The organism is Curtobacterium sp. PhB191, assembly GCF_004346515.1.
Taxonomy (GTDB): domain Bacteria; phylum Actinomycetota; class Actinomycetes; order Actinomycetales; family Microbacteriaceae; genus Curtobacterium.
The window spans coordinates 81,425-107,643 of record NZ_SMBV01000003.1 but is presented as its reverse complement, the minus strand read 5'-3'; the positions used below and the strand labels follow the sequence as shown (position 1 = coordinate 107,643).

Here is a 26,219-nt window from a genome sequence, read left to right as displayed (position 1 = left end):
TTTCCCTGAAAAGGCTTGCGTTGCTCACGATAGGTGCGGCGGGCGGTTGAGGCGAGGGATCGTCGTGCGCGTTGAGGACATTCACCCCATCCGGGTGAGGGCGGCCGCCTCATCCGCTCCGGGTGAGGCGGCCCGCGGTCCCGACGCCCGAGGATCGGGTGCATGCTGACCCTGCTCGAGGCCGTGGACGTCGCGGGCGGTGCGTTCCTGATGGGTTCGGACCGCTACTACCCCGACGAGGGGCCGGTGCACGAACGCACGGTCGCCGCGTTCCGGATCGCCGCGCACCCCGTCACCAACGCCGAGTTCGCCGCCTTCGTGGCGGCGACCGGGTGGACGACCGAGGCCGAGCGCGCGCTCGACCCCGTGCAGTACCCCGACCTGGCGCCGGCCGACCGGGCTCCGGGGTCACTGGTGTTCGCGCCCACGACCGGACCGGTGGACCTCGGCGACTGGCGGGCCTGGTGGACCTGGTGTCCGGGTGCTGACTGGCGGCACCCGGCCGGGCCGACGTCGTCGGTGGACGGACGCGAGGAGCACCCGGTGGTCCAGGTCTCGCACGGCGATGCGTCGGCGTACGCGGCGTGGGTCGGTGGGCGACTGCCGAGCGAGGTCGAGTGGGAGTACGCGGCGCGCGCCGGCGGTGACCCGTCGTGGCCGTTCGCCTGGGGGAGGGAGGCGCACCCGGGCGGGCGGACGATGGCCAACACGTGGCACGGGGCGTTCCCGTACCGCAACACCGGAGCCCGCGGGTGGACGGGGACGTCGCCCGTGGGCTCGTTCCCCGCGAACGCGCTCGGTCTGGCGGACATGATCGGCAACGTGTGGGAGTGGACCGATTCGCGGTACACCGAGCGGCACGACCCGTCGACGACCCCGACGCCGCCGGCCGAGGCACGGGCGACCGAGTCGTCCGCGCACTGCGGCTGCGGCCCGACGGACACCCACCACGACGCCGCCCCGGCGACACCGTCGACCGTCACGCGGGTCCTCAAGGGCGGGTCGCACCTGTGTGCGCCCGAGTACTGCCTGCGGTACCGGCCGGCGGCTCGCTCGCCGCAGACCAGCGACTCCGCCGCCACCCACATCGGCTTCCGGGTGGTCTGGGACGGCTGATCCCGGCCTCAGCCCTGGTCGGGCCTCCCCGCCTGAGACGCCCGTGGCGCCCGTGCCGTCCGCGCGGCCATCGCGGCGTCGACCGTCGGCAGCACCCTGCCGTGGTCGACGAGGCCGCGGAACCACGCGGTCCGCGCCGCCGTCTCCGCAGCCGACCCGGGCAGGCCCACGAGCAGGAGCACGACGCCGCGTTGCGCGAGCTCGTGATCGAGGTCGGCGAGGCCGTCGAGGACGGTGACGGTCGCCTCGTGCATCCGCGACAGGTCGAGGACGACGGCGTCGGCCGCGTCCGCGTCGTCGGCGAGCCGGAGGACGGCGTTCTCGTACGCCAGCACGTTCGCGGTGTACACGGCGCCCTCGATCCGTGCGCTGATCGTCGTGCCGACGACGGGGCCCGGGGCCAGCCGGACGCGCTGCAGTTCGCGGAGGACCAGGAAGTACGTCCCGGCGACCCCGGCGACGACGGCTGCCAGTAGTCCGGCGGTCAGTCCGACCGCTGCGGTCACCACGGCGAGCCAGAAGTCGCGTCGGCTGATGCGGGCCAGCCGCCGGAGCGCGGGGACGTCGATGAGTCCGACGACGGCGGTGACGACGAGGGCGGCGAGGGTCGCCGTGGGCATCAGGGCCAGGACCGGTCCGAGGACGAGCGCGACCAGCACCGCGAGCGCGACGGTCACCAGGGTCGACACCTGGGTGCGTGCGCCGGCCCGTTGGTTGACCGCGCTCTGCGAGAACCCGCCGGCGGCGGGCAGTGTCTGGGTCAGGGAGCCGGCGAGGTTCGCCGCGGCGGCCGCGAGCAGCTCGCGGTCGCTGTCGATCGGCGGCTCGCTCGGCTGTCGGATCCCACGTGCCACCGCTGCGGACTCGAGGAACGCCATCATCGCGATGCCGAGGGCACCGGGGAGCATCGCCGGCACGAGGCTCAGGTCGGGCAGCACGGGCACCGGGAGACCGCTCGGGACGGGGTCGATCACCTCGACGCCGAGATCGGTCAGGTGCAGGACGGCCGAGGCCGCGATGCCACCGGCGACCACGACGAGCGGACCCGGCACCGCGGGCACGAACCGGCGCAGCAGCAGGAGCACGGCGACCGAGGCGACGGACAGCGCGACCGTCGGGCCGTGCGCACGGGGGAGCGCCTCGACGACCGCCACCACGGAGCGGATGAACCCTGTGCCGGTCGGGTCGTCGGTGAGTCCGAGCAGCTTCGGCATCTGCCCGACCGCGACGGTCGCGCCGACCCCGATCTGGACGCCGATCAGCGTCGACTTGTTGATGTTCTCGACGAGCGAGCCCAGGGTGAGCAGCCGGGCGACGACGAGGACGACGCCGACGAGCAGGGTGAGGGTCGACAGTGCGCGGAGCGCGTCGTCGGACGAGACCGCGACGCCCGCGGAGACGAACGTCGTGGCGCTGAGCGTCGCGATCGTCGACGTCGTCGACACGCTCATCGCGCGCGACCCGCCCAGCAGGGCGTAGACGGCCATCGGCGCCATGCACGTGTAGAGCCCGACCTGTGCTGGCAGCTCCGCGATGCTCGCGTAGGCCATGGCCTGGGGGACGACGACCGCGCCGGCGCTCAGGCCGGCGAGGACGTCGCGCCCGAGCCACCGGCGGTCGTAGCCCCGGAGGGTGGGGGCGAACCACGTCCGGCTGCGCGCCGGTGCCGCCCCCACCTGCCGGGTCGCCATCTCAGTCGCGCGACATCGCGGCGGCGAGGTGCGCCTCGAGGTCGACGTAGGCGTCGTCGGCGATGTCGAACACGACCTTGTGGATCGTGCCGTCGTGGAACTCGAACCGCTCGCCCGCGTAGGCCTGCGTGACGGCGTCGCCGCTGTCGTAGCCGATGCAGAGTCCCTCGCCGCAGAGCGAGAAGTGCCCGAGCACGGTCCTGATCGGCGCCTCGGCGACCTGCTCGTCGTCGACGAAGAGCGCGAGCGGTCCGGTGGCTTCGCGGTACTCCCCGGTGCCCTCCTTCGTGAAGGAGACCCCGACGAGGTGCCGTCCGGAGGTGGGAGCCGGGGTGGAGACGACGTTCTCGGGCGGGATGCCGAGGAAGTTGTACACGTAGGACAGCTGCCCGTCCTTGACGTACAGGGCGTGGCCGCCGAACCGGGATCCGTGCGCGAACACGACGCCCTCGGTGTCCGGCGTGAAGTCGACGTCCGCGACGATCTTGTACGACACCCCGTGCACGTTGGCCGCGGAACGCTCCGGTACCTCGGTGGTGCCCGGGTAGTACGTGTACTGCCCGCTCGGCGGGACGGGGACCTTGAACTCCATCGTGATGAAGGTCTCGAAGTCCTCGGGGTTCCCCAGGATCTGCAGGTCGTTCAGGGGCAGCACGTTGTTGGCCTTCGCCTCCGCGAACCAGCGCGCCACGAGTTCCTCGACCTTGTCCGGGTGCTCCGCGGCGAGGTCGTGCGACTCGGAGCGGTCGACGTCGGTGTGGAACAGCTGCCACCGGTCGCTGTCGAAGCCGCTCGTCCCGGCTCCCGGTCCGTGCTCGGTCACCGCCTTCCAGCCCTCGTGCCAGATGCCGCGGTTGCCGAACATCTCGTAGTACTGCGTGTGCTTCGACGTCGGCTCGTCGGCTGCGTCGAAGGACGACCGCATCGAGACCCCGTCGAGTGGTCGCTGTTCCACGCCGGCGTACGTGTCCGGGAACGTCACGCCGCAGGCGTCGAGGATGGTCGGCACGATGTCGGTCGAGTGGTGGTACTGGTTCCGGACCTCGCCGCGGGAGGCGATGCCGGCCGGCCACGAGATCACCAGCGGGTCGCAGATCCCGCCCTGGTACACGTACCGCTTGAACATCCGGTACGGAGTCGAGAACGCCGCCGCCCATCCGGTCGGGTAATGGTTGTAGGTGTCCGGGCTGCCGAGCTCGTCGACCATCGTCAGGTTCTGCGCGAGGTCGTCGGGGTAGCCGCCGAAGATCTTGCCCTCGTTGACCGAACCGTTCGGGCTGCCCTCGCCCGACGCGCCGTTGTCCGCGCAGTAGACGACGATGGTGTTGTCGAGCTGCCCGGACTCCTCGAGGTAGTCCACGATGCGGCCGACCTGCGCGTCGGTGTACTCGGAGAACCCGGCGTAGACCTCGGCCATCCGGCTGAACATCGCGCGTTCCTCAGCGTCGAGTTCGTCCCACGGACGCACGACGTCGGAGTCCGAGAACGTGCCGGGGGTCATCGGGTTGAGCTCCGTGAGCTCGGTGCCCTCCGGGAGGATCCCGCGTTCGATCATCCGGGGGAGGACCCACTCACGGTAGGCCTCGTAGCCGTCGTCGAACTGTCCCTTGTACTTGTCGATGTACTCCTGCGGGGCGTGGTGCGGCGCGTGGTTCGCACCCGGGCAGAACCAGAGGTACCAGGGCTTGTCCGGCTCGGTCTGCTTCGTGTCGCGGATCATCTTCAGCGCCTGGTCGGCGAGGTCCTTGGACAGGTGGTAGCCGTCCTCGGGCAGCGACGGCTGGTCGATGTAGTGGTTGTCCTCGGCGAGCGAGGGGTACCAGTTGTTCGTCTCACCGCCGATGAAGCCGTAGAACCGGTCGTAGCCCTGCGCGAGCGGCCAGTTCTTCTTCGAGGCGCCCGCCGTCCACTCGTCGATCGGGACGTTGTGGTTCTTGCCGACCCAGAACGTCGACCACCCGGCGTCGCGGAGCACGTTCGCCATCGTCGCGTTCTCGGGCGGGATGTGCGAGCTGTAGCCGGGGAACCCGGTCGACGACTCCGAGATCGACGCGAACCCGTTCGCGTGGTGGTTCCGGCCGGTCAGGAACGTCGACCGCGTGGGGGAGCAGAGCGCCGTGGTGTGCCACTGCGAGTAGGTGAGGCCGTTCGCGGCGAGCCGCTCCATCGTGGGCATCTGGATCCGGCCGCCGTACGGTGACCACGCTGCCTGCCCGGTGTCGTCGTAGAGCACGACGAGGACGTTCGGGGATCCCGTCGGCGCCTTCGACGGGATGAACGCGTCCCAGTCGGCGACGGAGTCGCGCACGTCGAGTTCGATCTTGCCGGAGAACTGCTTGGCCATGGTCCGCTCCTGTTCGTTGGTCTGCGCGACGAGCCTCACCGCCCGGCGCGTCGACGTGCACGCCCGGAACGGGTGAGATCGCACGACCCCGCACGATCCCGCACGACCCCGCACGACCCGGCAGAACCGTCAGTCCACGGCGTCGACGAGCGCGGTCAGGAACCGCGGTCCGTCCGACGACACCGAGCAGGTCAGGCCGGCCCCGCCGAGCGCCACCGCGACCGCGCGCACCACCGACGACCGGGCGGCCTCGCGGTCGTCGTACGCGGACCAGAACCGGATGGTGATGTCCGCCCAGGCCGGCGTGATCGTGTGCAGGAAGACCTCGGGATCCGTCGACGACACCGAGGACACCGAGGACACCGAGGCCACCGCGTCCAGCAGCACCGGGCAGATCCGGTCGAGGTCCGGTGACCCGTGCAGCCGCGCCCGGACCTCGCTCCGGACCGCCCCCGACTCGCTGGCGTTCCAGAGCGGGTTCTCGAGCAGCATGGTGTTCGGGATCCGGATCGTCCTGCCGTCCGAGGTAGCCAGCAGGACGGAACGCCCCGTCAACTCGACGATGCGGCCGGCCACGCCCTCGACCTCGATCGAGTCGCCGATCCGCACCGGTCGTCGGGCCTGGATGACCAGCCCCGCGCCGAAGTTGGCCGCGATCCCGCGCAGGGCCAGGAACGCGACCGCACTGATGATGATCACCGCGGCGAGCACCGGCTGCAACGGCGCTCCGAGCACGGTGAGGACGATGCCGATCGTGAGCAGGAGGACCGAGTAGCGCACGAGACGCGCCGCGAGGTTCGTCCCGCTCGGCCCGAGTCCGCTCCACTTCGCCAGCGCCACGACGACGCCCCGCCGGGCCCACACGGACACGAACCACCCGACGACCAGGACGACGACGGCGAGGACCACGTCCCAGGCGCCGAAGGACGAGTTCTGCACCAGACCGCTCACGAATTCCTGCATGTCGCCTCCCAGCCGCAGCACGGTAGGCGTGCACGGGCGCTGCGCGGATCGCACCGACCGGGTGAGATCGCCGTCGTGCCGGCCGGCGGGCGATACCGCAAGGATCGCGCAACCACCAGTGCGTCCGTTGTCGAGCGGCCCTGCAGCGCCTACGTTTCGGCTGTGCGACCCCGCACCGTCCCCCGAACCCAGGAGGCCGCATGGCCACGCCAGCCGTCCCCGTCCCCGTCCCCGTCCCCTCCACGTTCTCCCGACGCCTCCGCGAGGACGTCGCGCACGCCCGGGAGCACGTCCTGCTCACAGCCCTGCTCGGCTCGCCGTTCCTGCCGCGGGTCGTGCGACGGCTGCTGCTGAACGCCGCGGGCGCGCACGCCGAGTCGGCCCCCGGCGTCGGCTTCTCGCTCACGGGCGACCCGCGCAACCTGTCGGTCGCGCGAGGCGTCTACTTCAACCGCGCGACGACCATCGAGGCCATCGCCCCCGTCAGCATCGGTGCGAACGCCGCGATCGGCATGCAGGTCCTCATCATGACGAGCCACCACGCGATCGACGCCGACGGCCGGTGGAGCGACACCGCGACCGGCCGTCCGGTCGTCATCGAGGACCGCGTGTGGATCGGCGGCCGTGCGACGATCCTGCCCGGCGCGCACATCGAGCACGACGTGGTCGTCGCGGCCGGCGCGGTCGTCACCGGGCGCCTGCTGGCGCACGGCGTCTACGCCGGCGTGCCGGCGAAGCGCATCCGTGACCTGGCCGGGGCAGACCCGGCCACGGACCGCAGAGCGACCGCCTGACGGCCTGGAGGCGCGGGGCGGCGCCGCCACGAGCCTCCAGGCCGCATCGCACGCCCGTCCAAGGCGCCGTGCCCTTCCGCGGGCACGTCGCGTCTGCGACGATGGGCGCGCAGCGGGCGACGACGCCCGCCCGTCGTGAGGAGTCCACCATGTCCGTGCGTCTCAACCCGTACCTCGGCTTCCGCTCGGGGGCCCGCGAAGCCCTCGACTTCTACCACTCGGTGTTCCACGGCGAGCTCACGATCGGCACCTTCGGCGAAGCCGGCATGAGCCAGGACCCCGCCGATGCCGACAAGGTCATGCACGGGCAGCTGGAGGGCGAGAACGGCCTGCTGCTGATGGCCTCGGACGCGCCGACGGGCATGGAGACGCCGTCGGAGAGCACGATCTCGTTGTCGCTCAGCGGCGACGACCACGAGGCCCTGACCCGCTACTGGAACGGGCTCGCCGAGGGCGCGTCGATCATCGAACCGCTCACGACGGCCCCGTGGGGCGACATGTTCGGGATGCTCACCGACCGGTTCCGGGTCACGTGGCTCGTGAACATCACCGGCGCGGCGAGCTGAGGGGGACCGGGACCCCGCCGACGCTCGCCGCGATCGGCCACCGCGGCACCCAGCACCGGACACGGGCGGCGTAGCGGCGGAAGTCCTCGCCGAAGCGGGCCTCGAGGTCGGCCTCCTCGAGCGGCCGGACCACGCAGTTCCACACGACCGACCCGGCGAGCGCGTAGACGACGACGATCCACGAGCCGAGCATCAGCCCGACGGCGACGCCCTGCGTGATGCCGGCGAGTGCCATCGGGTTGCGCACCGAGCGGTACGGGCCGGCGACGACCAACCGGTTCGCACTGGCGGACGGCAGCGGGGTGCCAGCGCCCTTGGTCGACATCGCCGCCGCCGACGCGATGCCGAGCGCGCTGGCGAGCGCGAGGACGACGAGCCCGACCACCAGCAGCGCGGTCACGACCGGTCCGGGCAGTGCGGGGTGCAGCCGCCAGCGGTGCTCGGCGACGGCGATGGCCACGGGGAACACCCCGAGGAACAGCCCCCAGAAGACGACGATCTGCACGGTCGTCGCGACCACGTGCCGTGCCGTCGCAGCACCCGGGTCGGCCGTGCGGAACCGCAGCGGACCGGACGTCAACCACTCGGTCGGTACCCGACCGAGCAGGACGAGGGCGAGGGCCAGCACGGAACCGACGGTCGCCGCGGTCATGACGACGACGCCCCAGCCGGCCTCGCCGGTGCCGGTCGCCCAGACGGCGAGCCCGGCGAGGACGAGCGCGGTCCAGACGGTGGCGACCGTTGCCGAGACCCGCCCGACCGCGCCTGCGGAGACCGCCGCGAGCGCCGAGGCCACGACGAAGAGCGGGACGTCGAGGGCGGCGACGACCACCGGGTCCAGTGAGCCGAGCGTGAGCGTCCGGACGGCGGGGACGGTCGCGACGGTGATCCACCACACCGCGCCGCCGAGGGCCTGCAGTGCGAAGTAGAGCCGGCCCCAGGACACGTCTGCACGCTAGCAGTGGGAGACTCACGCATGGGACACACCTGGACGTCCGACCGCGGGGGAACCGGCCCCGTCCTGCTCCTGCTGCACCCCGGCGGGACCGACTCGCGGGCGATGGAGCCGCTCGCTGACGCGCTGTCCGGCTACCGGGTCGTGCTCGCCGACCGCGCCGGGCACGGTCGGACCGCCGACGTCGAGGGCCCCTGGCACCTCGCGGACGCGGCGGCCGAGATGGCCGTGGTGATCGAGACGCTCGGTGTCGGTCCGGTCCACGTGTTCGGCTGGAGCGACGGCGCACTCGTCGGACTGCGCCTGGCGCTCTCCCGACCCGACCTGGTGCGGACGCTGGTGCACGGCGGTGCACCGTTCGACGTGACGGGGTGGTACCCGGGTGTGCTCGACGGCGTGCCGCCGCAGTTCATGGCCGACGCGTACGCCGAGGTGTCGCCGGACGGAGCCGCGCACTGGGCGGAGGTCACCGAGAAGTCGCGGGCGCTGCACGAGACCGAGCCCGCGTTCGGGAACCGCGAGCTCGCCGAGCTCGCGGTCCCCGTGCTGCTGCTGTACGGCGACGACGACGAGGTCCGGATCGACCACGTCACCGCCGCACTCCACGTGCTGCCCGACGCCGAGCTCGCCGTGGTCCCGCGGGCCACCCACGGCCTCATCGTCGAGAAGCCCGCACTCGTCGCAGCGCTCCTGCGCGACTTCCACGTGGCGGACAAGACGGACGGCGTCGCACCACGGAGGCGGGATCCGCAGGTCAGGGCGTGACCATGCCGCCGTTCACGTTGAGCGTCTCGCCGGCGACGTAGCTCGACTCGTCCGACGCCAGGAACACGTAGGCCGGTGCGAGTTCGGCTGGCTGTCCGGCGCGGCCCATCGGCGACTCGCTGCTGCCGAACTCGGGCAGCGTCGACGGGTCGACGCCGCCGCTCGGCTGCAGGACCGTCCACGTCGGCCCGGGAGCGACGACGTTGACGCGGATGCCGCGCTCGACGAGCAGCTGCGACAGCCCCTTCGACAGGTTGTTGATCGCGCCCTTCGACGCCGCGTAGTCGAGCCGGTCGGGTGCCGGCTTGTACGCCTCCATGGACGCCGTCGTGGTGATCGTCGCGCCTGGCTCCAGGTGCGGCAGCGCCGCCTTGACGAGGCGGAACAGCCCGAAGACGTTCACGTCGAAGGTCGCCTCGAACTGCTCGTCGGTGATGTCGAGCACGTCCGGCTGCCAGCGCTGCTTGCCGGCGACGCTCACCAGGGCGTCGAGACCGCCGAGTCCGGCGACGGCCTGGTCGACGAGCTCCTGCGCGTACGCCTTGTCACGCAAGTCGCCCGGGATCGCCACGGCGGTGCGTCCGGCGGCACGGATCTGTTCGAGCACGTGGTCGGCGTCGGACTGCTCCTCCGGCAGGTAGGCGATCGCGACGTCGGCGCCCTCGCGGGCGAACGCGATCGCGACGGCGCCGCCGATGCCGGAGTCGCCGCCGGTGATCAGGGCCTTGCGGCCGGCGAGCCGGCCGGTGCCCCGGTAGCTCGTCTCGCCCAGGTCGGGGACCGGGTCCATGGCGGACTGGAGGCCCGGCTCGTCCTGCGTCTGCGGCTCCGGCTTGACGTCGGGGTAGCGGGTGCGCGGGTCGCCGTGTTCGTACTGGTCGGTGGGCATGCGAGTTCCTTCCTGCTCGTGCCTCCACGGAACCCGTCCCGGCTGGACGGCGGCGGAGCGCCATCCGCCCTGCGCACCCGTCCAGGACCGCGGGGTTGCCTCGGGACCATGAGTGACGACGACGACCAGCAGACCGAGCGCGACTTCGCCGACGCGGTGAACATGACCCCGTCGGAGCTCCGCGAGTGGCTCGACACCGACGAGTCGAAGCACGTCGGGCAGAAGCCCCCGGGCGGCGGTGAGTCGACCGGGCACGAGAGCGGGCGGCACGTCATCCGGATCCTCGAGAAGCACGAGGCGGACCGGACCGACGACGACCACGCCCACATGCGGAAGGTGGTCGGCTACGTCGCCCGGCACTCGGAGCAGCGGCCGGACGGTGACGTGCGCGACACCCCGTGGCGGTGGTCGTTGATGAACTGGGGCCACGACCCCGAGAAGCGCTGAGCCGCCGCCGCCGGCTCGGAACGACGCCGGGCCGGCGCGCGTACCGTGACGCACCATGCCGAACCAACTCAAGAAGCCGGACATGTACGAGGAGCTCCGCAAGGAGGGCAACTCGAAGGAGAAGGCCGCGCGGATCAGCAACGCCGCAGCGGCCCGCGGCGAGGAGGCCGTCGGGAAGAAGGGCGGCGAGTCCGGCTCCTACGACGACTGGACCGTCGCGGACCTCCGGAAGCGGTCGAAGGAGCTCGGACTGACCGGGTACTCGTCGAAGCGCAAGGCCGAGCTCGTCGAGGCGCTCCGGGATCACTGACCGAGGTCGGCGACCGTGTCGATCCCCTCGGCGATCTCCGCCGCGTGCGTGTGGTGCAGGTAGTGCCCGCCGTCGAGCAGGACGACCTGGCCGTCGGTGACCGACGCCGCCTGCTCACGGTGCAGGCGCTCCCACCCCGGCACCTCCGGGTCGTCGCCCACGACGAACAGGCGGATCGGCAGATCGGCGGGGAACGCGAGGCTGCGGGCGTGCCGGAAGTTCGCGCCGAGGTGCTCGTACTCGTCCAGGTACGTCGCGCGCATGCTGGTGCGGTGTGACAGCAGGGTCATCTGCTCCTTCTGCGCATCGGTGTAGGGCAACCCGGCGTACGCGTCGCCGGACACGGCCGTGAGCACACGGGCGAGCCCGGTGGCCTTCACGAAGCGGAACAGGCCGGACCCGACGGCCTCGTCGATGCCGGGCTGCGTCGGCACACTGGTGTCGATGCCGACGAACGCCTGCACCTCGTCCGGGTACGTGTTCGTGTACTCGAGCGCGTAGATCCCGGCGACCGAGTGCCCCGCGAGCACGTAGCGGTCGATGCCGAGGGTCGACAGCGCCTGGTGCACCTCGTCGACGATGTTCGCGCTGGTCCGGGACCGGTCGGTGCCGTCGCTCAGGCCGTACCCGAGCGGCTCGACGACCACCACCCGGTGCGTGTCCTGCAGCCGGTCGACGAGCGGGGCGAAGTCGATCACGGGGGATGCCGTGCCGAAGCCTGGCAGCAGCACGACGGTCGACGCCCCGGACCCGGTGACGGCGACGTTCACCCGGCCGCCCGTGACGGAGACGAGTTCGCCGTACGGGCGGATGTCGTCCCGTTCCGCCGCCGTCGCGATCGCGTCGTAGGTAGCCGTGCCGCCGAGCGTAAGGACGCCGAGGCCGACGAGCCCGATGAGCGAGAAGCCGATGATCCGGAGCGGGCGACGGCGTCGGCGTGCAGGGCGGGCCGGGGTGCTGGTGGGGGTGGCCGTGGGGTGGTGCGTGTCCATGCCTGCACGCTAGGTCCGGCGCGGACCGCCGCACATCGGAGCACGGTACCGACGTGCTTCGCCCGCGTCGTACCGCGGGCTGACGTCGGCCGACATCGGCACCGGCTCGGCATGGGGGAGAATGGCCGGGTGAACGAGACGGGCATGCCGCGCTTCCGACGGATCTGGTCGACCGTGCAGGTCGGCGTGCTGGCGATCGCCGTGGCGTTCTGCATCGTGATGCTCGTCATCGGGCAGGGAAAGCTCGACCGCGTCTACGCCGTCGCCGCGATCTTCTTCGGCCTGGCGCTCGTCGGGCACAGCACGTACCTCTGGCTGCTCGCCCGGAACGCCCGCACCGGCCGCTGAACCGAGGGGGCCGACGCTTCGTCTCCGGTCTCGGCTCGGCTCCGGCTACACGCCGAAGCGCAGCGCGAGCGGCACGAGCAAGCCAGCCACCCAGACGAGCACCATCACGAGCGCACCGATCGCGATGAACCGACGGCGACGACGCAGCTTCGGACTCCGCTCCTCGCCCCACATCTGTGCACGGACCAGCACCCGGTTCGCCTGCTCGACGACCTTGCGGACCTCGGGGTCGTCCAGCTCGAGGGCACCGGACCGGGCGTGTTCGGCGATGACCGTGGCTTCGTCGACGGTCAGGTCGTCCTTGCGCATGCTCCATCCTCGCACCGGGGCGAGGGGTACGGCCCGTCTGTGCGGGAACGGACCAGCAGGCGCGTACCAAGGACGCATGGGACATCGGTACCGCGGGAAGATCGTCGTCGTCACCGGAGCATCGAGCGGCATCGGGAGGGCCGCGGCGCACGAGTTCGCCCGACAGGGTGCCACGCTCGTGCTCGCCGCACGCGGCCACGACTCCCTCGAGGCCGCCGCCGCCGAGTGCCGCGCACTCGGGGCCGACGCGGTCGCGATCCCGACGGACGTCGCCGACGAGCACCAGGTCAAGGACCTCATCGGCACGGTGACGAGTCGGCACGGGAGGATCGACGTCTTCGTCGGCAACGCGGCCCTGTTCGTCTACGGCCTGTTCGAGCAGACCCCCACCGAGGCGTTCAAGCGGGTCGTCGACACGAACCTCTACGGCCACCTCAACGCGATCACGCACCTGCTCCCGCACTGGAAGCAGCGCGGCACGGGCACGTACGTGCTCGTCGGCTCGATCCAGTCGCTGCTGTCCGCGCCCTACCAGTCGGCCTACGTGACGAGCAAGCACGCGGCGCTCGGCCTGGTCGACGTCCTCGGTGACGAGTTCGCGCACACCGGCATCCGCTTCACCACGCTGCTGCCGTCGACGATCGACACCCCGATCTACCAGAACGGCGCCAACTACACCGGCAAGAACTCGCACCCGCTGCCGCCGACGGTCTCGGTCGAGCGCGCGGGTCGTGCCGTCGTGACCGCCGCCACGCACCCGAAGCGGTACCGCTACGTCGGCCGCATCCAGGCGTCGCTCGTCCCGCTGCAGTACGTGTTCCCGGGGCTGTTCCACAAGATCACGAAGCCGATGGTCGAGACCTTCGCGCTGCGCGGGAAGGGCGACCCGACCGACGGCAACCTCTACGCCCCGGCGGACGCCGGCAACGCCACGAACGGCGGCTGGGTCGCGAAGCGACGGCGTGTCACGCGTCCGCTCGTGTGGCTCGGGGGCGCTGCCGCGGTCGGCGCGATCGTCCTCGGCCGCGCACGGCGGTAGCCCCTGAGGCCTGCCGAAACCGGGCGTACCGCTCCGAAACGGGCGTACCTGCCGTGATCTTCGTGGCAGGTACGCCCGTTCTCGCTTGCTACCGCAGCCGTTCTGGGAAGGAACGTGCGGCTCAGAAGAGCTTCGCGCTCGCGCGGCGTGCCCCCTCGCCGAGCGACTGGAGCTTCGCCGCGGCGATCTGCGGGTGGATGCGGCCGCCCAGGCCGCAGTCGGTGCCGGCGATGACGCGCTCGCGCCCGACGACCGAGGCGAACCGCTCGATGCGCTGCGCGACCAGGTCGGGGTGCTCGACGACGTTCGTGGCGTGGCTGACGACGCCGGGGACGATCACCTTCCCGTCGGGCAGCGTGACGTCCTGCCACACGGTCCACTCGTGTTCGTGGCGGGCGTTCGCGGCCTCGAACGAGTACGCGCCGGCGTCGATGTCGAGCATGAGGTCGACGATGTGACGGAGCTCGATGTCGGTGGTGTGCGGGCCGTGCCACGAGCCCCAGCACAGGTGGAAGCGGACGCGGCTGGTGTCGAGCCCCTCGAGCGCGTGGTTGAGCGCCTCGACGCGGATGCGGGTGAAGGCGCGGTAGTCCTCGAGGCTCGGTTCCGGGTTGATCTGGTCCCAGTTCTCGGCGATCGAGGGGTCGTCGATCTGCAGCACGAGGCCCGCGTCGAGGATGATCCGGTACTCCTCGCGCAGGGCGTCGGCCCAGGCCCAGATGTGCTCTTCGTCGGTGGCGTAGTACTCGTTCGCGACCCGGGCCGCGGAGCCGGGGGAGAGCGCGGTGATGAAGCCGTTCTCGGCACCGGCCGCTTCGACGGCGTGCCCGAGGTTGGCGGCGTCGGTGCGTGCGGCCTCGTGCCCGGTGTAGGCGATCGGGCCGGTCGTGGTGGGGAAGGCGGTGGCGTTCTTGCCGGTGCCGATGCCCGACGCCGGGTCGGTGTAGGCCTCGCGGAAGATCGTCCAGTCGCGACGGTCCGGGAAGCTGGTCAGCTGCACGTTGCCCGGGCTCGAGCGGACCGGCTCCTGCGTGAAGATGTCGGCGTCCGTGAGCGAGAGTCCGCTGACGCGCTGGAACGAGTAGCCCCACCACGCGCCGTAGTCGACGCTGTTCGACATCGCCTTGCCGAACTCGCCGTCACCCGGCTGCGTGATGCCGAGGGCGGTCTGGCGGGCGACGACGTCGTCGACGGCCGCGCTCGTCATCGCGCGGACCTCGTCGGTGGTCTCGAGCGTGAAGCCGTCGGCGCCCACGGGGCGGGCGGCGTTCGCGGCGATGAGCTCCGGCGTGCGCGGGAGCGACCCGGCGGTGGTGGCCTGGACGTGGTCGCTGTTCTCGAAGGGCATCGGCCCAATCTGCCACGGTGGCGTCACGGTGGCCGGGGCGTTACGCGGCGCGACGCGAGCCGGGGAGAATGGAACCCCTATGCCCAGCGCACGCCCGACCTCCCGCATCCCGCTCAACACCCTCGCCGCACCGTTCGGCCTGGCCGGCTTCGCGGAGACGTGGTCGTACGCGGCACCCGTCCTCGGCGTGCCGCCCGTCGTCCCGCAGGTGTTCTGGGTGGTCGCGGCGGTGGCCTGGTCGTGGTTGCTCGGCGCGCACGTCCTGCGGGGCGTCCGGGTCGACGAACGCCTGGTCGACCAGCTCCGCCACCCGGCGCAGGGCCCGATCGCCGCCCTGGTCCCCGCGACGGCGATGCTCCTCGGCGTCGACCTCGCGCGGTTCTGGGAGATCGGGGGACAGGTCCTCGTGGTGCTCGCGGTGGCGGTCGCCGCCGGGTTCGCGGCGTGGTTGCTGAGCACGTGGTTCGAGGGGCGCCTGACCCTGGAGGCCGTGCACGGCGGTTACCTGCTGCCGACGGTCGCCGCGGCCCTCGTCGCTTCCGTCGCCACGCACGAGGTCGGTGTGGGCTGGCTGTCCTGGGCGTGCTTCGGCGTCGGCGTGTTCTTCTGGGGCGTGATGACCGGACTGCTCCTCATCCGGTTGTCGTTCCGCCCCGCACTGCCCGACCCGCTCGTCCCCACGATGGCGATCCTCGTGGCTCCGCCCGCGGTGGCGACGGTGTCCCTGTTCGCGCTCACCGACGACGCCCGGACCCTGCCCGTGCAGGCCATCGCGGGCCTCGGGGTCCTCATGCTCCTCGTGCAGCTCGCCCTGCTGCCCCGGTACGTCCGGCTCGGGTTCTCGCTCGGGTTCTGGTCGTTCGTGTTCCCGGCTGCGGCGGTCGCGACGGCGGCGATCGAGTGGTTCCGGGTGCTCGACCTGCCGGTGGCGTGGGTGCCCACGACCGTGCTGCTCGTGCTGCTCACCCTGCTCGTCGTCGTGGTCGGGGCGCGGTCGCTGAGCCTGGCCGCGCGGCACCTGCTCGGGCAGGCCGAGTCGGCGCTGCACGCCGCCGACGACGAGGACGCGGCACCCGCGACGCACTGACGTGGCGGTGACGGTGGCGCGGTGCGTCAGCACCGGTTCTGCGACGAACCACGCGTCGAACGACTCGTGGGTCGTCGCAGAACGGGTGCGCAGTGCGACGCGATCCGCGCGGATCAGGCGCTGACGGTCTCGTCCGCCGTCAGCACCGGGGCGATGGTCCCCGTCCGGGCGCCCTCGTACGCCGCCAGGATCATGCCGAGCACCGCGATGCCCTCTCGCTCCGTGTGGATCGGCCGCGTGCCGTCGCGCAGGCACGCCCCGAACGCGCCGATCTCGGCCGCGAAGGTGTCGACCTCGTCGAAGGTGACCGACTCACTCGTGCCGTCGCGCAGGTCCCACCGCAGCGTGGTGCCGTCGCTCGTCAGGGCGCCGTGTTCGCCGACGACGCTGAACCGCTCGGTGCCGGCGGCCGGGTCGTACGCCCAGCTCGTCACGAGCTGGCCCACGGCGGCGTTGTCGAACCGGAACAGGGCCTGCGCCGAGTCCTCGCCCTCCATGAACGCCAACCGGTGCGTGGAGAGCATCGCGGTGGCCTGCACGGGGACACCACCGGCCAGGTGCATGAGCAGGTAGCTCGGGTGGTACCCCGTGTCGATGAGCTCACCGCCGCCGCTCGTCGACGCGTGGGCGCGCCACCCCATGTTCGTCGGGTCGAACTCGTTGCGGAACGAGTCGGTGGTGCGGACCTCGTAGACGGTGCCGAGTGCCCCGCCGTCGATGAGTTCCCTGGCCTTGGCGACCGCGGGCATGAACAGCTGGTTGTGCGCGCACATCAGGGTGATGCCGGACTCGGACACCGCGCGCTGCACGTCGGCGGCCTCGTCGGGGCTCAGGCACAGCGGCTTCTCGCACAGCACGTGCTTGCCCGCCTTCGCCGCGGCGACGATCGCGTCGCGGTGCAGGTGGTGCGGCAGGCAGATGTCGACGGCGTCGATGTCCGCCTGCTCGAGCATGGCGAGGTAGTCGGTGAAGAACGGGACGCCGAGCTCCGCCCCGCGTTCCTCGGCCGTGGCCGCGAACGCGTCGGCGACCGCGGTGATGCGGATCGTGTCGGGGTGCTCGGCGTAGCCGGCGATGTGCGCGGACGCGATGCCGCCCCCGCCGATGAGGCCGACGCGGATGATGTCGCTGGACATGGTGACTCCTGTGGTTGGTTCGAGGTGCTGGACTGCTGGGACGGTCAGGCGGGTGCGCCGACGAGGGCGTCGCTCGTCGCAGGCTGGCCCGCGGCGTCGTTCGCGGCGACCACCAGGCGGGTGAGCTCGACGGCGCGGGCGAGGTTGTCGTCGGCACGCGTGTCGGCGGCGATGTGGTCCACCCACTGACCGAAGGCGTCCTGGGCGTCGGCGGGGACGTCGAGGTTGACCGGCTCGTCGCCGTAGGCCGGTCCGCCGGCGGTGAGCCGGGCCTCCTGGTCGGAGTAGGCGAGCCAGCCCCGGGTGCCGGCCACGTCGATCGTGAACGGTGTGCCCGCGACGAAGCCGGCCTCGATGACGCCGATCGCCTGCGAGGCGTAGCCGACGGTGACCACGGCGTGGTCCTCGACCGCGCGGCCGGTGTACGAGCGGTAGACGGCCTCGACGGTGTCGGGGCGGGCACCGAGGAACAGCTGCGTCAGGTAGACGGGGTGGCAGCCGAGGTCGGTGAGGGCGCCGCCGATCGCCGTCGCCGGGTCGAAGAACCGCTCCGGCAACCACGGTGCGACGGCACCGTCGTGCGAGAGTCGGACACGGGAGTACGTGACGTCGCCGAGGCGGCCCGCGTCGAGCTCGCGCCGGATCGCGGCCGTGTAGCCGTGGTAGAGCCGCGGGAGCGAGACCACGAGCGTGACCCCGGCCGCGTCGCAGGCGGCGATGACCGCGTCGCACTCCTCGACGGTGGGGGCGAGGAGCTTCTCGGTGAAGACGTGCTTGCCGGCCGCTGCCGCGCGCTCGATCACGTCGCGGTGGACGTCGGTCGAGGTCGTGATGGTGACGGCGTCGACGTCGGTGCGGGCGAGCAGCGCATCGAGGTCGTCGGTGTACTCGACGCCGAACCGTTCGGCGCCGGCTCGGCCGCGCTCGGTGTCGTCGTCCCAGACGGCCACGAGCTCGGTGCCGGGGTGGTCGACGGTCTGCTGTGCGTAGTCGCCGGCGTGGACGTGCCAGAAGCCGAGGACGGCGACGCGCAAGGGGGTGGAGGGCATGTGTCGGTGGTTCCTTTCGTGGGGGACGACCAGAGCGGTCCCGCTCAGATCTGGACCTTGTCGTAGTCCTTCGGCAGCCTGAACGGCGAGTAGGTCTGCATCATCGGGTCGACGCGGTTCTGCGCCCGCTCGACGGCTTCCTGCGGACTCGCGGTGCCGAGCAGGACGCTCGACCGCGCGTCGGCGAGGGAGTCCCACCACGCGCCGCCGACGGGCAGCGGCGGGCGGCAGGTGGACGCGCCGATCGACTCGGTGAAGAAGCGGATCGACTTCGCGGAGCCCTTCGGGTCCTTCAGCGCCGCGATGTTCGACGGCACGCTGGTGGCCGGCACCATGTAGGTCTCCTGGCCCTGCTTGCTCGTGAAGTACTTCATGAGCTCCCACACGGCCTTGTTCTTCTTCGAGCCCTTCGGCACGCACAGCGCGAAGCCACCGGACCACGTGTACTTGTCGCCGCCGTCCTGCTGGGTCGGCAGGTACGCGGTGCCCCAGTCGAGGTCCTTCGGGCCGTAGTTGTCGAACGTCTGGATGGTGGAGGGGACGCTGACCATGAACGCCATCCGGTCCGCCATGAACGCGGTCTGTCCCGGCGGGTGCCCGGTCGGCTCGTAGGTCGCGATGAAGGTGTCGGCGTCCTTGTAGCCGTACCGCTTCGCCCAGTCCTCGTAGAACTCGAAGATGCTGCGGACGCTCTTCGAGTCCATCGTCATCTTCGAGTCCTGCTGGTCGAAGTACGACGCCCCCAGGCCGAGCCCCCACGTGAACGGCCAGCCTTCGCCGTACCAGGGGAGCAGTCCCATGTGGGTGTAGTTGCCACCGGACTTCTTCGTGATGCGTTCGCTGACGTCCCACATCCGGTCCATGCTCACCGGGCCGTTGTGCTCCCAGTCGAACTCGTCGGGGTCGATCCCGGCGCCGGTGAGCATCTTCCGGTTCACGAACATGCCGCGGGCGTCGGTGTCGTGGGGGAGGCCGTAGGTCTTGCCCTGGTACGTGACCTCGCCGATCGTGAACCCGAGCCACTGCGCCAGGAACTCGTCCTTCGGCTGGTCCTCGAACTCCTCGATCATGTCGTCGATCGGTTCGATGAGGCCGATCGCCGCGTACTGCGCCGCGCTGAACCGGTCGAGGAGCCACAGGTCGGGGGCGGTGCCGCCGCGCACGGCGGTGATGATGCTCGTGGCGTCGCCGGTGCCCTGCGACGGCACGACGTTGACCTTGACGTCGACCTCGGGGTGGATCTCGTTGAAGTCCTTGATCACCTTCGTCTGGAACGGCACGAACGTACCGGTGACACCCCAGATCGTGACCTGGTTCGGGTTGCTCCGGCCGCTCGAGCCGGAGGCGCACGATGCTGCGAGGAGCGCGAGCGCCCCCGCACCGCCGGTCGCGGCCGCACCGCGCAGGAACGTTCGTCGGTCGAATGCGCTGCTCACTTGAAGCTCCCGATCTGGACGCCCTTGATGAACGTCCGCTGGAACACGAAGAACAGGACCACGAGCGGCAGGATGATGAGCACCGATGCCGCCATCAGCTGGTTGAACTGGAAGTCCTGCGAGTTGTTGAGGCGGAAGATCTGCAGGCCGATGGACAGCGTCTGCACGTTCTCGTCCTGCAGGTAGATGAGCGGCCCGAGGAAGTCGTTCCAGGCACCCACCGCCGCGAAGATCCCGACCGTGACGAGCGCCGCCTTGGCCTGCGGGAAGACGATCCGCCAGAGGATGCCCCACTCGGAGGCGCCGTCCATCCGCGCTGCGTTGAGCAGGTCCTTCGGGATCTGCAGCAGGAACTGGCGGAGCAGGAACACGTAGAACGCGGACCCGAACAGACTCGGCACGATCAGGGGCAGGAAGGTGTTGATCCAGCCGAGTCGGGCGTACAGGTCGAACATCGGGATGAGCGTGACGGGGAACGGGATGAACAGCGTGGCGAGCACGACGTAGAACACCTTGTCGCGGCCGCGCCACTCGAGGCACGAGAACCCGTACGCGATCACGAGGTTCGACACCATCGAGAAGAGCGTCACGCAGACCGTGATGATGAGCGTGTTCCGGAAGAACGTGAAGAACGGCATCGCGTCGATCGCCTTGCCGAAGTTCGACCAGTCGAGCCACTGCGGGAACCAGGTGGGCGGGAAGGCACCGAGTTCGGAGTTGCCCTTCAGTGCCGAGATGACCATCCAGTAGATGGGGATGAGGAACAGCAGGCTCATCGCGATGAGGAGCACGCGGGCGAGGACGGACGACCACGGTGAGCGGATCGAGCCGTCGGCGTTCCGGGAGCGGTCGTCGGCCCCCTTGCGACCGCGGGGCCGGACGGACTCGATCGACGAGGTGACGGTGTCGCGGTCCGGGTGTCGTTCAGTGCGCAGTGTCATCGGTCACTCCCCGGTCACGTCGTAGTTGACGAAGCGCTTGGACAGCCAGTACACGAGCCCGGACAGGATCATGCCGGCCAGGAACAGCAGCACGGCCATGGCGCTGGCGAACCCGAGCTGCGCGTAGCTGAACGCGTTCTTGTAGAGGTAGAGCATGTAGAACAAGGTCCCGTTGTCCGGGCTGCCGAGTCCTCCGGTGCCGGACGAGATCACGTACGCCTCGGTGAAGACCTGCAGACCGTTGCTGATGCCGGTGATCAGGTTGAACAAGATCACGGGGGAGAGCAGCGGCAGCGTCAGCGCGAAGAACTGCCGGAGCGGTCCGGCCCCGTCCACGCGAGCGGCTTCGTACAGGGTCTTCGGGATCCCGCGCAGCCCGGCGAGGAAGATCAGTGCCGCGTTGCCGGCACCCATCTGCGCGAGTGCGACGATGACGAGCTTCGCCGTGGTCGGGTCGCCGAGCAGGTTCGTCGCCGGGATCCCGACGAGCTTCATGACCTGGTTGACGAGGCCGGTCTGCGGGTTGACGAGCACCACGAAGATGAACGCCAGCGCGAAGGTCGGGATGAGCGACGGGATGTAGAGGGCCGTCCGGTACCAGCCGATCTCGCGGACGTCCTGGTTCATCGCGATGGCGATCACGATGGCGATGACGATCCCGACGGGCACCGCGATGACGGCGTAGAACAGGGTGTTGCCGACCGCGGTGTGCACGAGCGGGTCGATGAACGCGGCGACGTAGTTGGCGAACCCGACCCAGGTGATGTCGGCCATGCCCGAGTACCGGGTCAGGCTGATCGCGAACGAGTAGATCAGGGGGTAGGCGATGAACACCAGCACGCCGAGGATCCACGGCGAGATGAACGCGATGCCGACGCGCAGCCGGCGCTTCTCGGCCGGGGTCCACGGATGCTTCTCGCGTGGTCGTCGACGGACCGCGACGTCACCGCCCGTGCGCGTCCGTGGTGGTGCAGTGGTTCCGGATCGTGCGGTCGTCGTCACGAGCGTCCCTTCCGACCCCGTGCCACGCCGGTGTGGCACGGGCGAATCCGTCGTCGGACGGGCGAACCGATCGCACCGTCGCGGTTTCAATCCAATTGATTGACAAATTCGTATGACCAGAGATGCTAGGGACCATGTCCGAGCCGCGTCAACCCCTTCCTGACACCGTGGTGCAGGGCAGAACGGGCGGCACGAACCTCGTGCGCGTCGGGGTCCAGAACCGTGCGCTGGTGCTCGATCTCGTCCGTCGCCGGGGACCGTTCGCCCGCGCCGAGCTGATGCGTGCGACCGGGCTCAGCGCGCAGACAGTGTCGAACATCGCGGCCGGACTCGTGGCAGCGGGACTCGTGCGCGAAGCACCGGGCGGCGGACGACGACTCGAGGTCGTCGCGGGGTCGCGGTCGGCGATCGGGGTCCACCTCGACCCGGCGCACCTCGTCGTCGTGCGCACCGACCTGACCGGCGCCGTGCTGGCCGTCGAGCACGTCGACCTGGACGCGACGGACGACCCGGCGCGGACGCTCGACACGATGGCGGCGGCGGTGCACCGGGTCCGCGGCGACGGCAGTCGGGCCCGCTCGCGCACGGGCGTGCCCGCCCCTGCCGGCATCGGCCTCGCCGTCCCCGGCTCGATCGACCCCGACGGCGTCCGGATGGGCACCCCCGCGCAGTTGCCCGCCTGGTGGTCGCTGCCGGTCACCGACGAGCTCGCCGCCCGGACGGGTCTGCCCGTGCGGCTCGAGAAGGACGGCGTCGCGAGCGCCCTCGGCGAGGTCTGGTCCGATGCCGGTGCCGACGACCTGGTCTCCGTGTTCCTCGGCCACGGCATCAGCGCCGCGACGGTCGCCGCTGGCGAGGTGGTCCGCGGCGCGACCGGCAACGCCGGCGAGTTCGGTGGCATGCCCGTCGAGGCGCACGGCCGCTGGACCGAGGTCTGGGAAGCCTGCCAGCCCCTGCAACAGGTCCGGCGCGGGATCGACGCCGGGCTGCTCCCCACGGGCATCCCGCTCGACCGCGCCAGCGACGTCCGGCACGCCTTCGAGCGGCTCTGCGCGACGCCGACCGCAGCGCCGCTGGTCGCCGAGGCCGGCGCCGCCCTCGGATCCGCGCTCGCCCACGTCGTCGAGCTGCTCGACGTGCCACGCGTCGTGATCGGTGGCAGCGCGGCCCTCGCCGGCGGCGACGTCTTCATCGCGGCCGTCCGGGACCGGCTCGCGGTCCGCCTGCCGAACGGGCCGTTCCCGACGGTCGCGGCGACCGCCTTCGGCGAGGCCTCGGTGGCCCGTGGCGCCGCCTGCGCGGTGCTGCAGGCCGACCTCGCCGTGCCTGCCCCCGTCGGCCGCGGCGCCGGCGTCGGTGCGGGGCGTCGACCGGGAGGCCCGGTGCACGTCCGCAGCATCGCCCACCCCTGGTGAGTGGGAGCGTCCAGGGCCTCGGGTCGGCCGTGCGCGTGACGTCGCGCGACGGGGACGTCGCGTTCGCGGCCCGGGCGTCGTAGCGTCGGGGGCATGAGCACGACGACGCCGACCGCACCCGACTCCGCCACCGAGTGGGCGGCCTGGCACGACGCCCACGAACGAGCCCGGGCGAGCGAGCACGGCTTCCTCGCCATCACGAGCATCCGGTGGCTGACGAGCACGCCCGAGCGGTTCGACGACGCCCCGGGCACGTGGTCGACGGGCGAGGACGGCCCCGTCGTCGAGCTCGCGGACGGCGAGACCATCACGGTCGACGGGCAGCAGGTCACCGGCACCCACCGCTTCGGACCACTGCCCGAGCGCTCGAGCACGAACGTCGTGTGGCAGGAGGGCGACGAGACCGTCGTGATCGAGGTCGCCCGTCGTGGCGGCAGTGACGTCATCCGGCCCCGGCACCCGGGCAACCCGACACGGACCGAGTACCCCGGCACGCCGACGTACGAGCCGTCGGACCGGTTCGTCGTCGACGCGCACTTCGAACCGTTCGACGAACCGCGTGAGGTCACCGTCGGCTCGGTCGTCGACGGGCTGCAGCACGTGTACTCGGCGCCGGGCGTGCTCACCTTCGACCTCGACGGGCCGCGGTCGCTCCTCGCGTTCAACGGCCACGGCGACGGTCTGCACGTCCTGTTCACCGACCGCACCAGTGGCGTCACGACCTACGCCGCGAACCGGAGCCTGGACATCGCCGCCCCGGATGCCGCCGGCGCGACCCGGATCGACTTCAACCGCGCCACGAACCTGCCGTGCGCGTACACCGCGCACGCCACGTGCCCGCTGCCACCGGCCGAGAACCGGCTCGACGTCGCGGTCGAGGCGGGGGAGCGGCTGCCCGTCTGACGCCGCCGCCGCGGTACGACGCGGTACGACGTCCTCGATGTCGTTCGCTGCGTGTGCATCGTCCGACACTCCACGAGGTGATCGACTCGTGGAACGTCGGAACATGCACGCGCACTCGATGCGTGCGCAAGAGACGACGATCCACCCGTTGATCAACGAGTGGAACGTCGGAACATGCACGCGCACCGGCCGGCGTGCGCCTCAGCCTGAGGGCACGCGCTGCCAGGTGCTCGTCGCCCGCCACGCCCGCGCATCGAACGCGAACACGCTGCCCATGCCGGGTTGGTCGAGCGCGCGTGACACCGGCGCTCCCGTCAGGTCGGCGAGGAGCAGCGCCCCGACCGCACCGTGCGACACGATGGTCGCGTCGCCCGCCGCAGTGCGCCGCCGGACCGCTCCGACGATGCGCGCCTGGGCGTCGACGGCCCGCTCCCATCCGCGGACCGATCGGGTCGGCTCCGCGAAGAACCGGTCGACGACACCCTCGAACTCCTGCGGCGGCAGGTAGCCCGTCGCGCTGCGGTCGATCTCGCCGAGCAGGGGATCCTGCGCGGGCACGAGCCCGACCGCGGCCCCGAGCAGCTCGGCGGTCTCGACGGCCTTGCGCTCCGTGCTCGACACGAGTGTCCGGACGCCCGGATCCCAGGCCAGCGGACCCGACCGCGCTGCGCGTGCGCGTCCCGCGGCGGAGAGCCCCCACGACTCGATCGGCTCGGCGGGTTCCACGACGACCTCGGCGTGGCTCAGGAAGTACGAGACCATCCGGCGATCCTGGCACGGACCGGGGTGGTGCGCGCGTCGGGGGCCAGCCGTAGGGTGAGCGCGTGGAGTTCCCGGGGGAGGCGGCCGGCGCGCGTGACGCGTCGACCTCTCCGGGGTCACCCCGGGGCACGCAGGACCAGCAGGACGACACGCCCCGAGCAGGCGAGCGCGCTCCGCGCGCGACGCTGCACGGAGGCACCGACAGGTCCTCCGGGAACCCCACGCCCCGCTCCGTCGTCACCGCGGCGCTGGCCGATGCGTTCCTGACCGCCGAGCGGTGGGCGGCGGACGAGCTGGCGGCCGCCGGGTACGTGGTCGTCGGCGTCGAGCGCGCGTACGTCGGGCTCGCGGTCGCCGCTGCGCTCGAGGCGTACCCCCGGCCACCGGTGGACGCTCCGCGCCAGCTCGCCGCCGTGCTCGCCGTCGCACCCCGGCTCGTGGCGCTGCACCGGTCGCGCGAGGACCGCCGGCCGGTCCGTGTGCTCGTGCGCCGGGCCACCGCGGTGCGTGCCCGTCCGGAGACCGCGAGCCCGTTGCTCGTCGACACCCTGCCCGAGCTCGCCCGGGCCCTCGACCTCACCGTCGGCCGGTTGCTCTGGCTCGCCGACACCCGCGCGTGGAACCGTCGCTCCGGGCCCTCGAGCCCGCTCCACCACTACCGGCACGAGTGGATCACCCGACCCGGTCGAGCACCGCGCCTGCTCGAGAAGCCGATGGACATGCTCCGCCGCACGCAACGGACGATCCTCGACGAACTCCTGACGATGTTGCCCGTGCACGACGCCGCGCACGGGTTCGTGGCCGGGCGGAGCGTCGTCACGGGAGCGGCCGTGCACACCGGCCAGCAGGTCGTGGTCACCGCCGACCTCACGACGTTCTTCGCGAGCGTCAGCGCCCCGACGGTCTACGGCGTCTTCCGGGCCGCTGGGTTCGCTGAACCGCTCGCGCACGTGCTGACCGGGCTGTGCACCCACCGGGTTCCGGTGCACGTGCTCAGCGCGATGCCCGCCGGCGGCTCGCCGGAGGAACGCCACGCGCTCCGCCAGGCGCTGGCGACGGCGCACCTGCCCCAGGGCGCACCGACGTCGCCCGCGCTGGCGAACACCTCGCTCCGGCACCTCGACACCCGGCTGGCCGGGTGGGCCGGCGCCGTCGGCGCGGTGTACACCCGCTACGCCGACGACCTGACGTTCAGCGGGGGCGACCAGCTCGCCGCGCGACCGGACGCGTTCCTGCGGGGCGTCGACCGGATCGTGACCGAGCAGGGGCACCGCCTCAACCCGTCGAAGACCCGGGTGCGGCGCCGCGGGGACCAGCAGTCGGTCACGGGCGTCGTCGTCAACGAGCGGACCTCGCCCGGGCGCCGCGAGGTCGAGCGGCTGCACGCCGTCCTGCACAACGCCGCGGTGCACGGGCCGGCCTCCCAGAACCGTGCGGGACACCCCGAGTTCCGGGCGCACCTGCTCGGGCGCATCGGGTGGGTCGAGCAGGTCAACCCGGGCCGGGCCCGACGGCTCCGCGAGGAGTTCGCGCGCATCGTGTGGTGAGGCCGTCGGCGCACCGTGTGACGTCCGGTTGCGCTCGGTTGCCCCGCGTTGCGGTGCCCTGCCGC

The 26,219-nt window shown here is 71.6% G+C and carries 26 protein-coding genes; 12 read left to right on the top strand and 14 right to left on the bottom strand.

Annotation, left to right across the window (positions count from 1 at the left end; genetic code table 11):
• The first annotated feature begins 162 nt into the window (after positions 1-162).
• Positions 163-1,116: a formylglycine-generating enzyme family protein gene (locus EDF48_RS06220; RefSeq protein ID WP_131878845.1), complete on the top strand. Its 954-nt coding sequence runs from the start codon at positions 163-165 to the stop codon at positions 1,114-1,116.
• Positions 1,117-1,124: 8 nt separating this feature from the next.
• Here EDF48_RS06220 and EDF48_RS06215 read toward each other — a convergent pair whose 3' ends face one another.
• The 3 genes from EDF48_RS06215 to EDF48_RS06205 form a co-directional block, all read right to left on the bottom strand.
• On the bottom strand, positions 1,125-2,807 hold the full coding sequence (locus EDF48_RS06215) for a SulP family inorganic anion transporter (RefSeq protein WP_131878843.1): 1,683 nt from the start codon (positions 2,805-2,807) through the stop codon (positions 1,125-1,127).
• Between the two features lies 1 nt (position 2,808).
• Complete coding sequence (locus tag EDF48_RS06210) at positions 2,809-5,151, bottom strand: arylsulfatase (RefSeq protein ID WP_131878841.1); 2,343 nt, start codon at positions 5,149-5,151, stop codon at positions 2,809-2,811.
• Between the two features lie 129 nt (positions 5,152-5,280).
• Positions 5,281-6,114 (bottom strand): mechanosensitive ion channel domain-containing protein, encoded by an 834-nt coding sequence (locus EDF48_RS06205; protein ID WP_131878839.1) that lies wholly within the window; start codon positions 6,112-6,114, stop codon positions 5,281-5,283.
• A gap of 200 nt (positions 6,115-6,314) precedes the next feature.
• Here EDF48_RS06205 and EDF48_RS19365 point away from each other — a divergent pair, with 200 nt between their 5' ends.
• Positions 6,315-6,908, top strand: a complete 594-nt coding sequence (locus EDF48_RS19365; RefSeq protein ID WP_131878837.1) for a DapH/DapD/GlmU-related protein — start codon at positions 6,315-6,317, stop codon at positions 6,906-6,908.
• 149 nt (positions 6,909-7,057) lie between these two features.
• A complete protein-coding gene (locus EDF48_RS06195) occupies positions 7,058-7,474 on the top strand; it encodes a VOC family protein (RefSeq protein ID WP_131846189.1) in 417 nt (138 codons plus the stop codon).
• On the opposite strand, the gene EDF48_RS06190 is transcribed toward EDF48_RS06195, so the two are convergent.
• Positions 7,455-8,420: an isoprenylcysteine carboxylmethyltransferase family protein gene (locus tag EDF48_RS06190; RefSeq protein WP_165932331.1), complete on the bottom strand. Its 966-nt coding sequence runs from the start codon at positions 8,418-8,420 to the stop codon at positions 7,455-7,457. The genes EDF48_RS06195 and EDF48_RS06190 overlap by 20 nt on opposite strands.
• Before the next feature lie 30 nt (positions 8,421-8,450).
• On the opposite strand from EDF48_RS06190, the gene EDF48_RS06185 reads away from it, so the two are divergent.
• Complete coding sequence (locus EDF48_RS06185; RefSeq protein ID WP_131878835.1) at positions 8,451-9,194, top strand: alpha/beta hydrolase; 744 nt, start codon at positions 8,451-8,453, stop codon at positions 9,192-9,194.
• Here EDF48_RS06185 and EDF48_RS06180 read toward each other — a convergent pair.
• Positions 9,184-10,083 (bottom strand): SDR family oxidoreductase, encoded by a 900-nt coding sequence (locus EDF48_RS06180; RefSeq protein ID WP_131878833.1) that lies wholly within the window; start codon positions 10,081-10,083, stop codon positions 9,184-9,186. The genes EDF48_RS06185 and EDF48_RS06180 overlap by 11 nt on opposite strands.
• A gap of 108 nt (positions 10,084-10,191) precedes the next feature.
• Here EDF48_RS06180 and EDF48_RS06175 point away from each other — a divergent pair, with 108 nt between their 5' ends.
• Both EDF48_RS06175 and EDF48_RS06170 read left to right on the top strand, forming a co-directional pair.
• Positions 10,192-10,530 carry a DUF3140 domain-containing protein gene (locus EDF48_RS06175; RefSeq protein ID WP_131878831.1) on the top strand — a complete coding sequence of 113 codons (339 nt, stop codon included), beginning with the start codon at positions 10,192-10,194 and terminating at the stop codon, positions 10,528-10,530.
• A gap of 55 nt (positions 10,531-10,585) precedes the next feature.
• Positions 10,586-10,840, top strand: a complete 255-nt coding sequence (locus EDF48_RS06170; RefSeq protein WP_131878829.1) for a Rho termination factor N-terminal domain-containing protein — start codon at positions 10,586-10,588, stop codon at positions 10,838-10,840.
• Here EDF48_RS06170 and EDF48_RS06165 read toward each other — a convergent pair.
• Positions 10,834-11,832 carry an alpha/beta hydrolase gene (locus tag EDF48_RS06165; RefSeq protein WP_131878827.1) on the bottom strand — a complete coding sequence of 333 codons (999 nt, stop codon included), beginning with the start codon at positions 11,830-11,832 and terminating at the stop codon, positions 10,834-10,836. The genes EDF48_RS06170 and EDF48_RS06165 overlap by 7 nt on opposite strands.
• A gap of 144 nt (positions 11,833-11,976) precedes the next feature.
• On the opposite strand from EDF48_RS06165, the gene EDF48_RS06160 reads away from it, so the two are divergent.
• A complete protein-coding gene (locus EDF48_RS06160; RefSeq protein WP_111085656.1) occupies positions 11,977-12,180 on the top strand; it encodes a hypothetical protein in 204 nt (67 codons plus the stop codon).
• A gap of 45 nt (positions 12,181-12,225) precedes the next feature.
• On the opposite strand, the gene EDF48_RS19015 is transcribed toward EDF48_RS06160, so the two are convergent.
• On the bottom strand, positions 12,226-12,489 hold the full coding sequence (locus tag EDF48_RS19015; protein ID WP_123672725.1) for a hypothetical protein: 264 nt from the start codon (positions 12,487-12,489) through the stop codon (positions 12,226-12,228).
• Positions 12,490-12,565: 76 nt separating this feature from the next.
• Between EDF48_RS19015 and EDF48_RS06155 the strand changes: the two genes are divergently transcribed.
• On the top strand, positions 12,566-13,528 hold the full coding sequence (locus EDF48_RS06155; RefSeq protein WP_165901398.1) for an SDR family NAD(P)-dependent oxidoreductase: 963 nt from the start codon (positions 12,566-12,568) through the stop codon (positions 13,526-13,528).
• A gap of 121 nt (positions 13,529-13,649) precedes the next feature.
• Here EDF48_RS06155 and EDF48_RS06150 read toward each other — a convergent pair whose 3' ends face one another.
• Positions 13,650-14,876, bottom strand: a complete 1,227-nt coding sequence (locus EDF48_RS06150) for a cobalamin-independent methionine synthase II family protein (RefSeq protein ID WP_131878822.1) — start codon at positions 14,874-14,876, stop codon at positions 13,650-13,652.
• Between the two features lie 79 nt (positions 14,877-14,955).
• On the opposite strand from EDF48_RS06150, the gene EDF48_RS06145 reads away from it, so the two are divergent.
• The gene (locus tag EDF48_RS06145) at positions 14,956-15,963 is read left to right on the top strand and encodes a transporter (RefSeq protein WP_131878820.1); all 1,008 of its coding nucleotides are present in this window, start codon (positions 14,956-14,958) and stop codon (positions 15,961-15,963) included.
• 113 nt (positions 15,964-16,076) lie between these two features.
• On the opposite strand, the gene EDF48_RS06140 is transcribed toward EDF48_RS06145, so the two are convergent.
• From EDF48_RS06140 to EDF48_RS06120, 5 genes are read right to left on the bottom strand one after another with little or no spacing between them, the layout of a single operon-like run.
• Positions 16,077-17,099 carry a Gfo/Idh/MocA family oxidoreductase gene (locus EDF48_RS06140; RefSeq protein ID WP_131878818.1) on the bottom strand — a complete coding sequence of 341 codons (1,023 nt, stop codon included), beginning with the start codon at positions 17,097-17,099 and terminating at the stop codon, positions 16,077-16,079.
• 44 nt (positions 17,100-17,143) lie between these two features.
• A complete protein-coding gene (locus EDF48_RS06135; RefSeq protein WP_131878816.1) occupies positions 17,144-18,148 on the bottom strand; it encodes a Gfo/Idh/MocA family oxidoreductase in 1,005 nt (334 codons plus the stop codon).
• Positions 18,149-18,192: 44 nt separating this feature from the next.
• Complete coding sequence (locus EDF48_RS06130) at positions 18,193-19,584, bottom strand: ABC transporter substrate-binding protein (protein ID WP_165932330.1); 1,392 nt, start codon at positions 19,582-19,584, stop codon at positions 18,193-18,195.
• Entirely contained in the window at positions 19,581-20,525 is a 945-nt protein-coding gene (locus tag EDF48_RS06125; RefSeq protein WP_111085649.1) for a carbohydrate ABC transporter permease, read from the bottom strand. The genes EDF48_RS06130 and EDF48_RS06125 overlap by 4 nt, the downstream gene beginning before the upstream one ends.
• A gap of 3 nt (positions 20,526-20,528) precedes the next feature.
• Complete coding sequence (locus tag EDF48_RS06120) at positions 20,529-21,527, bottom strand: sugar ABC transporter permease (RefSeq protein WP_111085648.1); 999 nt, start codon at positions 21,525-21,527, stop codon at positions 20,529-20,531.
• 134 nt (positions 21,528-21,661) lie between these two features.
• On the opposite strand from EDF48_RS06120, the gene EDF48_RS06115 reads away from it, so the two are divergent.
• Both EDF48_RS06115 and EDF48_RS06110 read left to right on the top strand, forming a co-directional pair.
• Positions 21,662-22,942, top strand: coding sequence for an ROK family transcriptional regulator (locus EDF48_RS06115; RefSeq protein WP_165932329.1), 1,281 nt, complete (start codon positions 21,662-21,664; stop codon positions 22,940-22,942).
• A 93-nt stretch (positions 22,943-23,035) separates the two neighbouring features.
• Entirely contained in the window at positions 23,036-23,845 is an 810-nt protein-coding gene (locus tag EDF48_RS06110; RefSeq protein ID WP_131878810.1) for a DUF1684 domain-containing protein, read from the top strand.
• Between the two features lie 201 nt (positions 23,846-24,046).
• Here the strand turns inward: EDF48_RS06110 and EDF48_RS06105 are convergent, their stop codons facing one another.
• A complete protein-coding gene (locus tag EDF48_RS06105) occupies positions 24,047-24,607 on the bottom strand; it encodes a histidine phosphatase family protein (RefSeq protein ID WP_131878808.1) in 561 nt (186 codons plus the stop codon).
• 62 nt (positions 24,608-24,669) lie between these two features.
• Here EDF48_RS06105 and EDF48_RS06100 point away from each other — a divergent pair, with 62 nt between their 5' ends.
• Positions 24,670-26,154 carry a reverse transcriptase family protein gene (locus EDF48_RS06100; RefSeq protein ID WP_131878806.1) on the top strand — a complete coding sequence of 495 codons (1,485 nt, stop codon included), beginning with the start codon at positions 24,670-24,672 and terminating at the stop codon, positions 26,152-26,154.
• The last annotated feature ends 65 nt before the right edge of the window (positions 26,155-26,219 follow it).